At 65.0% G+C, this 14462-nt stretch carries 10 protein-coding genes and 1 pseudogene; 7 read left to right on the top strand and 4 right to left on the bottom strand.

Annotated features, from left to right (window positions below; genetic code table 11):
• Nucleotides 1–143 precede the first annotated feature (143 nt).
• The 4 genes from JG743_RS03480 to JG743_RS03465 all read left to right on the top strand — a co-directional run bounded on the left by JG743_RS03480 (nt 144) and on the right by JG743_RS03465 (nt 6003).
• Nucleotides 144–770: a CDGSH iron-sulfur domain-containing protein gene (locus JG743_RS03480; RefSeq protein ID WP_202298390.1), complete on the top strand. Its 627-nt coding sequence runs from the start codon at nt 144–146 to the stop codon at nt 768–770.
• A gap of 96 nt (nt 771–866) precedes the next feature.
• A complete protein-coding gene (locus JG743_RS03475) occupies nt 867–1241 on the top strand; it encodes an endonuclease domain-containing protein (RefSeq protein ID WP_202298381.1) in 375 nt (124 codons plus the stop codon).
• Nucleotides 1242–1421: 180 nt separating this feature from the next.
• Entirely contained in the window at nt 1422–3443 is a 2022-nt protein-coding gene (locus tag JG743_RS03470) for a hydantoinase/oxoprolinase family protein (protein ID WP_202298379.1), read from the top strand.
• Between the two features lie 394 nt (nt 3444–3837).
• Nucleotides 3838–6003 carry a malate synthase G gene (locus tag JG743_RS03465; protein ID WP_202298377.1) on the top strand — a complete coding sequence of 722 codons (2166 nt, stop codon included), beginning with the start codon at nt 3838–3840 and terminating at the stop codon, nt 6001–6003.
• 112 nt (nt 6004–6115) lie between these two features.
• Here JG743_RS03465 and JG743_RS03460 read toward each other — a convergent pair whose 3' ends face one another.
• The 3 genes and pseudogenes from JG743_RS03460 to JG743_RS03450 all read right to left on the bottom strand — a co-directional run bounded on the left by JG743_RS03460 (nt 6116) and on the right by JG743_RS03450 (nt 9713).
• The gene (locus tag JG743_RS03460; protein WP_202298375.1) at nt 6116–7594 is read right to left on the bottom strand and encodes a DNA sulfur modification protein DndB; all 1479 of its coding nucleotides are present in this window, start codon (nt 7592–7594) and stop codon (nt 6116–6118) included.
• 259 nt (nt 7595–7853) lie between these two features.
• Nucleotides 7854–8164 (bottom strand): annotated as a pseudogene (locus tag JG743_RS03455) (ATP-binding protein); the annotation flags it as partial.
• A gap of 16 nt (nt 8165–8180) precedes the next feature.
• Nucleotides 8181–9713, bottom strand: a complete 1533-nt coding sequence (locus JG743_RS03450; RefSeq protein WP_202298373.1) for a YifB family Mg chelatase-like AAA ATPase — start codon at nt 9711–9713, stop codon at nt 8181–8183.
• A gap of 323 nt (nt 9714–10036) precedes the next feature.
• On the opposite strand from JG743_RS03450, the gene JG743_RS03445 reads away from it, so the two are divergent.
• A complete protein-coding gene (locus tag JG743_RS03445) occupies nt 10037–11542 on the top strand; it encodes an Ig-like domain-containing protein (protein WP_202298371.1) in 1506 nt (501 codons plus the stop codon).
• A gap of 63 nt (nt 11543–11605) precedes the next feature.
• Here JG743_RS03445 and gshB read toward each other — a convergent pair whose 3' ends face one another.
• Nucleotides 11606–12547 carry a glutathione synthase gene (gene gshB, locus JG743_RS03440; RefSeq protein WP_202298369.1) on the bottom strand — a complete coding sequence of 314 codons (942 nt, stop codon included), beginning with the start codon at nt 12545–12547 and terminating at the stop codon, nt 11606–11608.
• A 220-nt stretch (nt 12548–12767) separates the two neighbouring features.
• On the opposite strand from gshB, the gene JG743_RS03435 reads away from it, so the two are divergent.
• A complete protein-coding gene (locus tag JG743_RS03435) occupies nt 12768–14003 on the top strand; it encodes a glycosyltransferase family 2 protein (protein WP_202298367.1) in 1236 nt (411 codons plus the stop codon).
• Entirely contained in the window at nt 14000–14398 is a 399-nt protein-coding gene (locus JG743_RS03430) for a GtrA family protein (RefSeq protein WP_202298365.1), read from the top strand. Before JG743_RS03435 ends, JG743_RS03430 begins: the two co-directional genes overlap by 4 nt.
• Nucleotides 14399–14462: the final 64 nt, after the last annotated feature.

Genomic DNA, 14462 nt, shown 5'->3' with positions numbered 1-14462 from the left:
CTGCGTTTCTTCCAGCACCCCTCATCCGTCTCGGCGCTGCGCGCCGATCCCCCTTCCCCCACAAGGGGGGAAGGGGGAGCTTGCAGCTTGACGCCCGTCGCACCCCGGCCCTAGCCTGTCTCCAACCACAGGAGACCCCACCCATGGCAGGCACGGTCGAAGGCGAGAAGATCGACGTCTCCTTTTCCGGCAAGCGCTGCATCCATTCGCGCAACTGCGTGCTGGGCAACCCGCATGTCTTCGTGCCCAACGCCAAGGGCGAGTGGATCCACCCCGAGGCGGCCAGCGTCGAGAAGGTGGTGGCGCTGGCGGAGAACTGCCCGTCGGGCGCCATCACCTATCACCGCAAGGATGGCGGGCCGCAGGAAAAGCCGCCGGTGGTCAACACGGTACGTGTGCGCGAAAACGGCCCGCTGGCGGTGCATGCCGAGATCGTGCTCGGCGACGAAACCTTCTATCGTGCCACGCTCTGCCGCTGCGGTCTGTCGCAGAATAAGCCGTTCTGCGACAACAGCCACATCAAGGCCGGTTTCACCGCCACCGGCGAGCCGCCGCTGAAGGACGCGCCGGCGCTGGAAGCCCGCGACGGGCCGCTGAAGATAACGCCGACCGTCAACGGCTCGCTCAAGCTCGAAGGCAATGCCGAGATCGTCACCGGCACCGGCCACACCATCGACCGCACCACGCGCACCTTCCTCTGCCGCTGCGGCCATTCGGCCAACAAGCCGTTCTGCGACAATTCGCATAAGCGGGTGGGATTTGTGGGGTAGGCGAGTAGCCAATCTCCCCCCTCGTGGGGGAGATGTCCGGCAGGACAGAGGGGGGCGCCGTAGAGCACCAACCTCAATAGCCAACGAGCATAGACAATGCCCCATACGCCATTGCCTCCAAAACATCGCGCAAATGCCAGATCGATGCGCAAGGTCATGACATCAGCCGAATTGAAGCTCTGGAACGAACTTCGCGCGCACCGGTTGATGGGGCTTGGCTTTCGGCGGCAGTTTCCGATCGCCGGCTACATTGTCGACTTCGCTTGCTCGGAGAAAAGTATCGTCGTCGAGGTCGACGGCTCCCAGCATACGGAACCCGATGCTGTCATCAGCGATAAGGCAAGGACAGCGCGTCTGGAACAGGACGGCTGGACCGTTCTGCGCTTTTGGAACGACGACATCATTCGCGACATCGACAATGTCTGCCAGCATATTGTGATTGCGGCTGGGCTCGCGGAGCCTCTTGAGTGAACCGTTGGGAGGGGCTGTAGTTGCGGTAGGCTGGCGGGACAGCGCCCCCCTCTGGCCTGCCGGCCATCTCCCCCACGAGGGGGGAGATCAAGCTCTCCACCCCTGGCCCATCCCTCCCGCCTTTATCCTTCAGCCCGTATCAGCTAAGGGCGGGGCGAGAAAACCTGCCTGGACCTTTCCATGACCGCCAAGCCAGCCCCGCTCTTCCTCGGCATCGACACCGGCGGCACCTACACCGACGCCGTGCTGTGGGCGGAGGAAGGTGGCCCGAAAGGCAAGGTGCTGGCCAAGGCCAAGGCGCTGACGACGCGCCATGATCTCGCCGTCGGCATTTCCGGCGCGGTCGACGCCGTGCTTGAAAAATCCGGCACCGACCCAGCCGCGATCAAGCTGGTGTCGATGTCGACGACATTGGCCACCAACGCGCTGGTCGAGGGCCAGGGCGGGCGCGTGGCGCTGATCATGATCGGCTTTTCCGAGGCCGACCTTGCCCGCGACGGGTTGAAGACGGCTTTAGGCACCGACCCGGTGGTGTTCTGCCCCGGCGGCCATGACGTGCACGGCAACGCGGCCAAACTCGATCTCTCCGGCCTCGAGGCGGCGTTGCCGGAACTCGGCGGCTCGGTGTCGGGCTTTGCCGTCTGCGCCTATTTTGCCACCCGCAACCCGGCGCATGAGCTCGCCGCCCGGAACCTCATTCGCGACATCACCGGCCTGCCGGTCACCGCCAGCCACGAATTGTCGGCCAAGCTCGGCGGCCCGCGCCGGGCGCTGACCACGCTGCTCAACGCCAGGCTGATCTCGATGATCGACCGGCTGGTGGCAGCGACCGAAGGGTTTTTGGAAGCACGCGGCATTGCAGCACCTTTGATGGTGGTGCGCGGCGACGGCGCGCTGGTATCGGCCGCCTTTGCCCGTCAGCGGCCGATCGAGACCATCCTGTCCGGCCCGGCCGCCAGCCTTGTCGGCGCCCGCCACATGACCGGCCTCGACGACGCCGTGGTCTCGGATATCGGTGGCACCACCACCGACGTCGCCGTGCTGGACAGCGGCCGTCCGCGGCTCGATCCGGAAGGCGCGACCGTCGGCGGCTTCCGCACCATGGTCGAGGCGGTGGCGATGCGCACCTTCGGCCTCGGCGGCGATTCCGAAGTGGCGCTCGAGGACGGCGCGCTCAACCCGAAGATCCTGCTCGGCCCCCGCCGCCTGGTGCCGCTGGCGCTGGCCGGCATGGCGCATGGCGAGGCCGTGACATCGGAGCTGGAGCGGCAACTGCGCGCGCCGAACCCCGGCCGCATGGATGGCCGCTTCGCCGTGCGCACCGGCGTGCCCGACAGACTCGCCGCCGGCCTGACGGCGCCGGAGGCAAAACTCTACGAGGCGATCGGCGCGACGCCGCTCGCCCTCGACAGGCTGCTCACCTCGAACGCCCAGAACGCCACGCTCAACCGGCTGGTGGCGCGCGGCCTGGTGCATATTGCCGGCTTCACGCCGTCGGATGCCGCCCATGTGCTCGGCAAGCAGGCCAATTGGCATGCCGACACCGCCCGCCTTGGCGCCGAGCTGTTTGCCCGCAGGCGCGACGGCCGCGGCCAGCCCATCGCCGCGACGCCGGAAGCGCTCGCCGAGCGCGTGCTGGTGACGCTGACGCGCTGGTCGGCCGAGTACATCCTCGAAACCGCCTTCACCGAGGACGGGCTGGATGGCGCCGCCGCGGTCGCGCATGCGCTGGTGCAGCGCGCCGTCGATGCCCATCCCGGCATTGCCCGCCTCAGCGTCGCGCTCGACCGGCCTGTCATCGGCCTTGGCGCCTCGGCGCCGCTGCACTATGCCGGCCTGCCGCGGCTGGTCGGCAATGGCTGCGTCGTGCCGGACGACACCGACGTCGCCAATGCGCTCGGCGCCGTCGTCGGCCAGGTCCGCGTCTCGGCCGAAGCGCGCGTCAGCCAGCCGAAGGAGGGGCTGTTCCGCCTCGCCTCGGGCCAGACCGTGCGCGACTTCACCGACGAGGCGGCGGCGCTCGCCGCGGCCGAGGCCGATGTGCGGGCGATCGTCGCCGAGCGCGCGAAGGATGCCGGCACCGACAATGCCGAGATCGACGTCGCCACCGAGCTCAAGGTCTCGACGGTCGAAAGCCAGCGCATGTTCATCGAGGCGCATGTGGTGGCGGTGGCGTCGGGAAGGCCGCGGATTGCGGTGTAGATTCAGGTGAGGCCGGCCTGCAAATGGCGGCGTCCTGCGCTTCCGGTGCTCACGTACTTTAAGTACGCTCCGCTCCGGTTCTCGGACGCCACCATTTTCGGCTCGGCCTGACCTGAATCTTGCGCCTTCGTCATCCTAGGGCGGAGCAGGAGCGAAGCGACGTCGCGGAGACCCTAGGATCCATGCCGTGACATTGGACGTAGAGTGCAACGGTTCAGAATTGGCCTGCGCAAACAGACGAATGAAGAACACCCGGTACGGATGGGTCTTCGAAGGAGGCCAAAATGCTCCACCTTCACCCTAAGCCGAATTGACCCTGCAACCTCAACATGCCAAAGGCCCCGAGCCAGCAAACACGGCCGACCTCCCCGGCCATCCATCTGGAGACGTGCTGATGACCGACCGCATCGAGATCGCCGGGTTGCGCATTGCCCGGCAGCTCCATGATTTCGTGGCGAACGAGGCTTCGCCGGGCACCGGCATCGATCCGGCAAAATTCTGGAACGGCTTTTCGGCCATCGTCCATGACCTCGCGCCGAAGAACCGCGCGCTGCTCGCCAAGCGCGATGCCATGCAGGAAAAGCTCGATGCCTGGTACCGCGCCAACGGTGCGCCGATCGACATGGAAGGCTACAAGACCTTCCTGAAGGAGATCGGCTATCTGGTGCCGGAAGGGCCCGCCTTCAGCGTCTCGACCGACAATGTCGATCCTGAAATCGCCGTCGTCGCCGGCCCGCAGCTGGTCGTGCCGGTGATGAATGCGCGCTATGCGCTCAACGCCGCCAACGCGCGCTGGGGCTCGCTCTACGACGCGCTCTACGGCACCGACGCCATCCCCGAGACGGGCGGCGCCGAAAAGGGCAAGGGTTTTAATCCGGCGCGCGGCGCCAAGGTTATCGCCTGGGCCAAGGATTTCCTCGACCAGTCGGTGCCGCTGACGTCAGGCAAATGGGCAGGGGTCAACGGGCTGTCGTTTGTCAACGGCATGCTGCGGCTGGGCGAGGGCGCCGGTGTCACGACGTTAGCCGATCCCAAACAATTCGTCGGCTATCGGGGCGATGCCGCCAACCCGCAAGCCGTGCTGCTGGTCAGGAACGGCCTGCATATCGAGATATCAATCGACCGCGCCAACCAGATCGGCCGCACCGATCCGGCGGGGATCGCCGACGTCATCCTGGAATCGGCGCTGACCACCATCCAGGACTGCGAGGATTCGGTCGCCGCAGTCGACGCCGAAGACAAGGTCGTCGTCTACCGCAACTGGCTCGGCCTGATGAAGGGCGACCTCGCCGAGGAGATCAGCAAGGGCGGCAAGAGTTTTGTCCGCAAGCTCAACCCGGATCGCGCCTACACCGCGCCCGGCGGCGGTGCCGCGACGCTTCCCGGCCGCTCGCTGATGCTGGTGCGCAATGTCGGCCACCTGATGACCAATCCGGCCATCCTCGACCGCGACGGCAACGAGGTGCCGGAAGGCATCATGGATGCCGCGCTGACGGCGCTGGTCGCGCTGCACGATGTCGGCCCGAACGGTCGCCGCGCCAACTCCCGCGCCGGCTCGATGTATGTGGTGAAGCCAAAGATGCACGGGCCGGAAGAGGTCGCCTTCGCCGTCGAGATCTTCGATCGCGTCGAAGCCCTGCTCGGCATGGCGAAAAACACCATCAAGATGGGCATCATGGACGAGGAGCGGCGCACCACCGTCAACCTCAAGGAGGCGATCCGTTCGGCACGCGAGCGCGTCGTGTTCATCAACACCGGCTTCCTCGACCGCACTGGCGACGAGATCCACACCTCGATGGAAGCCGGCCCGATGATCCGCAAGGGCGACATGAAACAGGCCGCCTGGATCTCCGCCTACGAGGCCTGGAATGTCGACACCGGGCTCGATTGCGGTCTCGCCGGCCATGCCCAGATCGGCAAGGGCATGTGGGCGATGCCGGACCTGATGGCGGCGATGCTGGAACAGAAGATCGCCCACCCGAAAGCCGGCGCCAACACCGCCTGGGTGCCGTCGCCGACGGCGGCGACGCTGCACGCCACGCATTACCACAAGGTCGACGTGCATGCCGTGCAGGCGGCGCTGAAGAGCCGGCCGAAGGCCAGGCTCGACGACATCCTCTCGGTACCGGTGGCGGTGCGGCCGAACTGGACGCCCGACGAGATCCAGCGCGAACTCGACAACAATTCGCAAGGCATCCTCGGCTACGTTGTGCGATGGATCGACCAGGGCGTCGGCTGCTCGAAAGTGCCGGATATCAACGATGTCGGCCTGATGGAGGACCGCGCCACGCTGCGCATCTCCTCGCAGCACATCGCCAACTGGCTGCGCCACAAGGTGTGCTCGGAAATCCAGGTCAGGGATTCGCTGCAGCGCATGGCGGCGATCGTCGACCTGCAGAATGTCGGCGACCCGCTCTACCGGCCGATGGCCGCCGACTTCGACAATTCGATCGCCTTCCAGGCCGCCTGCGACCTGGTGTTCAAGGGGACAAACCAGCCCAACGGCTACACCGAGCCGGTGCTGCATCAGCGGCGGCTGGAGCTGAAGGCGAAGGGTTGAGCGTTCCCCTCCCCCTTGAGGGGAGCGCCCTGAGCACCTTCCTGTCGACTTGATTTAATGAAGCGCGAAGGGGACGCCCCCCTCGCGTTCCGAACGTCTCTCAGAGAGACAGTCAGTTCTTGAACTGTGCCATAGTTTCGGGAATCTCCAGCTCGAAGCCAGCCAAGGGGTCGCTGGCCTGCTGCCCATCGCGACGGGACGGCAAGCCCACCTTCCAACGGATCATGTCCGACAGGATCGGGAAGATGTCGTTGTGTTTGGCTCCGAAGCGCATCAGACCGCCCTGGAAGCCACCAATGTCGCGATTGGCAATGATGCCCCTATCATCAGGCAGAAAATCAGCCAGGGTAGCCAGCCCGGCCTCCTCCCTTTCCGTGTCGGTCATGGCGAAGTACCGCCACATCGCGTTGTCGTGCGAGAAGTCCATCTCGGGCAGCGCTTCAAGGAAGCGGGTCCAGAGGACGTCGGCGTCTATCGGCTTCCGATTGCTGAAGTTCAGGTCGTAGGCGATCTTCGCGAGCGCTTTGAGGACAACGGGCTGCGCCGCAGTGGTCTTCTCCTTCGCCCGCTCAGCGCCGAACTCGGGGATTTCGACGATCCGGCTCCAGAGATCGAGGATCGTCGGTTCGCGCGGTTCAACCACCGCCGGGGTGGCCCCAGCAATGTTCCCCTTGTTCAGGAACGCGATGGCGTTGATTGCCACGACATCCTTCAGCACCAAGGCTCCCGTGTCCTCGGACCAGTCCTTTGCCTCAATGTCGGAGACATGAATACCCAGGTCGCCCACCAACGATCTCTTGATGAAGTGGGTGATCGGATTTGAGCTATCGAACTGCAGGGCCAGGGAGGCATCGACTTTCTTCCCCAGCCGATTGAGGTCGTGGAACAACTGTCGCTCTTGCTCGACCGTCAGCCCAAGATGAACCTCGACGGTCAAGGTCGCGTAGGAACGTGCGGCTTCCCAGGCTTCATTCCAAACGACCATTTCTCCCTCGGTTACCTGCCGGCCCTTGTCGATGAAGAGAACAGCACCTTTGCCAGGATAGCGCCCAGTCTGGCGAACCGTCTCAAGGAAGGACAGCCCCATATCAGCAGCATGACGGCGGTGCTGCCCATCGACGACCCACAGGATGTGACGCTCCGACAGAAAGACCTTGAACGCAGCGGTCTCACCGGCCACCGTTTCCAGCCGCATCCCCCTAATCCCATTAGGTCCATTTGCGCCGGGCGGGACGTTTCGCACGTTGCAAACCAGAGGCTGCAAGGAGAAGTAGGGCTGATCGCCCAACTGCCGCAAGATTGCATCGAAGTCGTCGGGAACTTCCTTGCCGAGAACCAAGCGTCTCATCTTGGCAGCAGAGACAAGGCCTTTGACCATGTAAACTGCCAGTTTCTTAGCATGGTTGGCGTCCAGCGGGCGCTGGGCAACGGGTCCGGCCTCGCGATCGTTGGCGACATCGGAGATGTCATAGAACTTCCGGAAGGGGACCGACATCGTGAAGACGCGGTGGCCCAGATTATGGCCGATGAAGACGTTGAATGGTGTTTCGTTGACGTCGCCCGCGTCAACAAGGGCGTCGAGCGTGTCCATGGTGAGGGGGGTCGGCAAATCGCCAGCTTTAGGATACATTGTATTACCTTTCAGGGTTAGCCCCGGGGTTCGCGGGCCTACCACAGACATCGCGGGCCCCAGGGATGCCTGGAAGTAAGCCCATGGGGCGTTATCTGTCAACAGAATAATGTCCCATGGGTGTTTTTTATTGATTCTTAGGCCCTGCGACAACGGTTCATCGGTCTTTTCAGCGCTACTGACGCTTGAACCACGCAAGCAAGCGGGGGTCTTTCGTACACAGCATGAGCAAATTGTGGCCGCCGGCCGCGGCCACTAGCGCCCGTTTGGCGCTTTCTTGGCCCTTGATTTCGCAGAGGTCGGGCAGGTCGCGCGCCGAAACATGGATGCCGGGCTCGGGTTGCGACGGTACCTGCGTGCCGCGAAAATGATTGGCGATGGCAATCAGGCTGCGCAGCGCGCCAGTATGTCGAAATCTTTGCCTGCCCGGGCCGCCTCCGGCCAGTAGCCGAACGGGCAGATCAGCCCTTTCCCCCGGGGCATTGGCGCCGATATGAGGGCGAGAGCCAGGGCGCGCGCCAGCGTCCCATCACCTTTAGGGGACGTCCTAAGCCGCCTGCGCCATCCGCTCCGCGCTCATACGGTAGGAAATCGCCTCGGCCAGATGGATCCGCCCGACCGTCTCGCTGGCGTCGAGGTCGGCGAGCGTGCGCGCCACCTTGAGCACCCGGTGATAGGCGCGCGCCGAGAAGCCTAGCTTCTCGCTGGCGTCCTTGAGCAGTGTCAGCCCTGCGCTGTCGGGTCTCGCGATTTCCTCGATGATCGAAGGCGAGCAATGCGCGTTGGTGGTGGCGCTGGCGGCGCCCAGGCGTTCGAGCCGCTCGCGCTGGATCGTGCGGGCGCGCGCCACGCGCTGCGCCACTGCGACACTGGACTCGGCCTTGTCGGGCCTGATCAGGTCGCTGGCCGAGACCGCCGGCACCTCGATCCTGAGGTCGATGCGGTCGAGCAGCGGGCCGGATATGCGGGCCTGGTAGTCGGTGCGGCAACGCTCGCCGCGCAGGCAGCGATAGCCGGGCTCGCCCGACATGCCGCACCGGCACGGATTCATCGCCGCCACCAGCTGGATGCGTGCCGGATAGGTGACACGGTGGTTGGCGCGCGCGATCATACAGTCGCCGGTCTCCAGCGGCTGGCGCAGCGCATCGAGCGTCTGCGGCGTGAATTCCGGCAATTCGTCGAGGAAGAGCACGCCATGATGGGCAAGCGAGACTTCGCCCGGCCGCGCCCGCAAGCCGCCGCCTACCATCGCCGCCATCGAGGCCGAATGATGCGGGGCGCGGAACGGGCGCCTGTCGGTGAGCTTGCCTTCGCCGAGCTCGCCTGCCACCGAGGCGATCATCGAGACTTCGAGCAGTTCCTTCGGCGCCAGCGGCGGCAGGATCGACGGCAGCCGCTGCGCCAGCATCGACTTTCCAGAACCTGGAGGCCCGACCATCAGCAAATTGTGGCCGCCGGCGGCCGCCACCTCCAGCGCCCGCTTGGCGGTTTCCTGGCCCTTGATGTCGGCAAGGTCGGGCAGGTCGCGCGCCGCGAGCTGGATGCCGGCCTCGGGCCGCGACAGCACCTGGGTGCCGCGGAAGTGGTTGGCGATCGCGATCAGGCTGCGCGGCGCCAGGATGTCGAAGTCCTTGCCGGCCCAGGCCGCTTCCGGCCCGCAGCCGAACGGGCAGATCAAGCCCTTGTTCTCGGCATTGGCGCCGATCGCCGCCGGCAGCGCGCCGGCCACCGCCGCGATCATGCCGTCGAGCGACAATTCGCCGAGCACGACATAGCCGGCCAGCATGTCGCCCGGAATGGCGCCGAGCGCGGCCATCAGGCCGAGCGCGATCGGCAGGTCGTAGTGGCTGCCTTCCTTGGGCAGGTCAGCCGGCGCCAGATTGACCGTGACCTTCTTCGACGGCATCGACAGGCCGGAGGCATGCAGGGCCGCCTGCACCCGCTCGCGGCTTTCCGCCACCGCCTTGTCAGGCAGACCGACGATCTGCATGCCGACCTTGCCCGGCGCGATCATCACCTGGACATCGACCGGCACGGCCTCGATGCCCTGGAAAGCGACCGTGCGAACCCGCGCCACCATCTTTTCTCAAGCCCCCGGATGCCGGCTCGCTCGGCCCTTATGATCGGGCGCCGCGCGACGTCAACGCAAGACAACCACAGATTTCAGACTTAGGCAAGAACATTACGGGAACAGATCGCCACCAAAGCGATCGCCTCTGAGGGATGTCATCGAACGTTGAAAGCCGACTGAGCAACGAACTCCCGCTCGAAACACATAATTAACCACATTGGAAAAAGGCGAAGCGCGCTTGGGTTTGTCACCGATCCGACGCGCCTACGATGCTATCGTTGTGATCGGGGGACATCCGGAGCACGTCCAGGCGCGAAGGCGAGGAAGACAGGATGCCGACCCTAAGCAATGGCAGTGAGCTCACCGTATGGGAAGAAGCCGACAATCCCAATCCGAGCCCTGACGCGGTCCTTTTCAGCATTGCCGAAACCGACGGCCACGTGATCGGACCGATAGGGGCAAAGCCGGATTTCCCGTTCGGTGGGATAGACCTGGCTTCGGTCGATGTCTTCGACGGCTTCTTCACCATCACCAGCTTCACCCACGAGGGCAGGACCGAGACCTGGACGTCGGTGGAGACACAGGTCTTCGACAACGAAGGCAATCTTATCCGCACCTTGTCCGACCAGGCCGCCTTCATGTCGGCCCAGCTTGTCTCGGTCAACGCCGACAGCCCCGACACCATCACGGTGACATGGATTGGCGCCAACGAATATTTCGGCGGCGAAAACACCCAGTACGGCCAGCATCAGATCATCCTGGAAGGCGGCGCGCTTCAGCCCGACAGCTTCGTCAATCATACGCCCACCGCCGCCGATCTGGATTTGTCGGTTTCGCAAGGGCAATTTCTCGACGACATCATGTTCAGCGCCGCGGATGCCGACTACGATCTCTTGAGCTTTGTTATCGTGGACGGGCCGGACCACGGCACCCTCGAGCAGAGCACGAGTTTCGACGGCAACTACTACCCGTTTCACCAAGGTCACTACGGCTCCAGCCTGCACTATCATGCCGACTTTCTGAGCGACAATCTGTTTGACTACACGCCCGAGGCCGGCTTCGTCGGCACCGACAGCTTTGCGGTCTACGCCACGGACGGCCAGGGCAACAGCAATGTGGCGACGATCACGATCACGGTCACGCCACCGGCCGAATCCGTCGCGCTGAGCGACGCCACGAACGTAGTGAGCTATGGAAGCCACGATCATGCCGTGCTCGTCGCCGCGCTGGGCGGTGGCGACCGCATCAGCGGCACCCCGTTCAACGATACGCTCGACGGCGGCGCCGGCCACGACCAGCTGTTCGGAGGCGCTGGCGCCGACACCATCATCGGCGGCGCGGGCACAGACTGGCTGAAGGGCGACGCCGGCGATGACGAGATAAGCGGCGGTGCGGGCACCGACGGCATTCGCGGCGATACGGGCGACGATTTTCTCGACGGTGGCGCCGGCTCCGACGACCTACGCGGCGGCACTGGCGACGACATCCTCAATGGCGGCGCCGGCCGCGACCTGCTGGCCGGCGACGCGGGCCGGGATGCCTTCGTGTTCGACGCAGTTGGACCGGCCAACTACGACCGTATCGTCGGCTTCAGTGCGCTTGATGATGTGTTCCGGCTGGACAGCTCCGTATTCGTCGGGCTGTCGGCCGGCCCGCTTTTCGCTGCTGTCTTCACGCTCGGCAGCAAGGCCATCGATGACAGCGACCACATCATTTATGACAACACGACCGGCGCCCTGCTGTTCGATGCGGACGGGGCGGGCGGGGCGGCGGCCGTCCAGTTCGCCGCCGTCGACCCGGGCACCTGGCTCACTGCGGACGACTTCTTCGTGGTCTAGACTAGGGATCGGCGGGGCGCAGTTCCACGGAACCCAGGCGCGGTTGCGTCCACATGCAGCGTGCTACCGCCTCTTGTCCTCGACGCAGTCCCAGAACAGGCTGGCGATGTCGGCGCCGCCGAAGCGCTGAACCTCGCGCACGCCGGTCGGCGAGGTGACGTTGATTTCGGTCATGTAGTCGCCGATGACGTCGATGCCGACGAGGATGAAGCCGCGCTCCTTTAGCGACGGCCCGATGCGGGCGCAGATATCGCGCTCGCGTGTCGTCAACTCGGTCTTTTCGGCGCGGCCGCCGACATGCATGTTGGAGCGGGAATCGTGCTCCGCCGGCACGCGGTTGATGGCGCCCACCGGCTCACCGTCGATCAGGATGATGCGCTTGTCGCCCTTGCGCACGTCCTTCAGGTAGCGCTGCACGATATAGGGCTCGCGGAACATCTGGCCGAACATTTCGAGCAGCGAGGCGAGGTTGCGGTCGGCCTCGTGTAGATGGAAGATGCCGGCGCCGCCATTGCCGTAGAGCGGCTTGACGATGATGTCGCCGAACTCCTTGCGGAACGCCGCCACCTCCTGCGGATCCTTGGTGATCAGCGTTTCCGGCATCAGGTCGGGGAATTCGGTGACGAAGATCTTTTCCGGGCTGTTGCGCACCCAGGCCGGGTCGTTGACCACCAGCGTCTTGGGGTGGATGCGCTCGAGGATATGCGTGGTGGTGATGTAGTTCATGTCGAAGGGCGGGTCCTGCCGCAGCAGGATGACGTCCATCTCCGACAGGTCGGTGCGCACCTTCTCGCCCAGCGTGTAGTGACTGCCCTTCTCGTCACGTACCTGCATCTCCTCGACGCGCGCGAACACCTTGCCGTCGCGCAGCGACAGCCGGTCGGGCGTGTAGTGGTAGAGCTTGTGGCCGCGCCGCTGCGCCTCCAGCGACAGCGCGAACGAGGTGTCGCCGGCGATCGACACGGTGGAGACATGGTCCATCTGGACGGCGATCTTGAGGGGCATGGGATGTCTCCGGCGGGTTCTGTCGCCGATATAGGGAAATCGGCGGGCTCTGCCAATCGCGACATTTTGAAGATCGCATCAGCAAGGCGCCAACCCGGCCGCGCGATTGCAGACAAGGTGAGAACCCGCGTCATCGTTTTCTTAAGCCTTGCCGTGCAAGGGTGGGCTTGAATGATGCCCGTCTCGCCACGCGCCGGACGGGCCTCGATGGAAAACGACCATGAACGCCGTCACCGCCATCCGAGCCACCCAGACCAAGCAGCTCGAGCTCACCATCCTGATGCCATGCCTCAATGAGGCCGAGACACTGGCTGTCTGCATCGGCAAGGCAAAAGCTTTCCTGGACAAGGCCGGGATCGCTGGCGAGGTGCTGATCGCCGACAATGGCAGTACCGACGGTTCCCAGGACATTGCGACGGCCATCGGCGCCCGCGTCGTGGCGGTGCCGCAGAAAGGCTATGGCGCCGCCCTTCTCGGCGGCATTGCCGCCGCCAGGGGCCGCTTCATCATCATGGGCGACGCCGACGACAGCTATGATTTCAGCGCGCTGGACGCGTTCGTGGCCCGCCTGCGCGACGGCGCCGACCTGGTCATGGGCAATCGCTTCCGGGGCGGCATCGAAACCGGCGCCATGCCGCCGCTGCACCGCTACCTTGGCAATCCGGTGCTGAGCTTCATCGGCCGCCTGTTCTTCCGCATCGGGACCGGCGACTTCCATTGCGGCCTGCGCGGCTTCAACGCCGAGAGCATCAGGAAGCTCGATCTGCAGACCACCGGAATGGAGTTCGCCAGCGAGATGGTTGTGCGCGGCGCGCTTGCCGGCCTGCGCATCGAGGAAGTGCCGACCACGCTCAAGCCGGACGGCCGCAGCCGGCCGCCGCATCTCAGGACCTGGCGCGACGGCTGGCGGCATCTCAAATTCCTGCTGGTCTACAATCCGCGCTGGATGTTCTTCATCCCCGGCATGGTGCTCGGCGGCCTCGGCACGCTGTTTGCGGCCCTTTTGGTGTTCGGGCCGCTCAGGGTGATCAACAATCTGTCGCTCGACCTGAACACCTTCGTCGCCGCCTGCTTCATGATCGTCACCGGTGTGCAGCTCATCACCTTCGGCGTCATTTCGCGCTACTACGCCGAGGTCACCGGCATCCTGCCGCGCAGCCGCGGGTCCGACTGGCTGACGAGGACCATCAGCACCGACCGCCTCGCCGCCAATGCGGGCATCTGCTTTGCCGGCGGCTTCTCGTTTTGCGCCTATGCCGTGCTGCGCTGGGCCAATCTCGGCTTCGGCCCGCTGGACGATTCCGAAATTCCGCGCATCGTCGTTCTCGGCCTCAGCCTGATCGTGATTTCGTTCCAGGCCTTCTTCTCGGCATTCCTGCTCGGCGTCCTGGAAATTCCGGTCAAGCGGCTGAGAGCTGGCCAGTCCAGTGATCTGCCGGCGGACGAAAACCGATGATCGACGCGTTGCCGGGCCTTATCCAGACGCGCCTGTTCCGCTTCCTGGTGGTTGGTGTCGGCGCCGCCCTGCTGCTGTTCGTGCTTTCGTGGCTGCTGGTTTCGCTCGGCCTCTCGCCCTTCGTCGGCAGTGCCGTTGCCTATGCGATCGCCTTCGTCGTCGCCTACTCCGCGCAACGCGGCTGGACCTTCGGTGCGGAGCACGACCACGCCACAGCGCTGCCGCGCTACCTCACGCTGCAGCTCGGATGCGCTGCCTTTTCCGGCCTTGTCTCGCATGTCGCGGTGACGCGTTTCGGCCTGTCGCCCGTCGCCATGTCGGCGCTGACCACGGCCGCGGCAAGCGCGCTGAGCTATATCGTCTCGTCGGCCTGGGTGTTTCCGGCACGCGGCTAGCGCATTTGCATCGGGCTTTACGCTTTGTGAAGCGAGCGGCGCTAGCCTGCGGCGCCGACCAACC

It is taken from the genome of Mesorhizobium sp. 131-2-1 (assembly GCF_016756535.1).
Taxonomy (GTDB): Bacteria; Pseudomonadota; Alphaproteobacteria; order Rhizobiales; family Rhizobiaceae; genus Mesorhizobium.
This window is presented reverse-complemented; position numbering and strand designations above follow the sequence as displayed.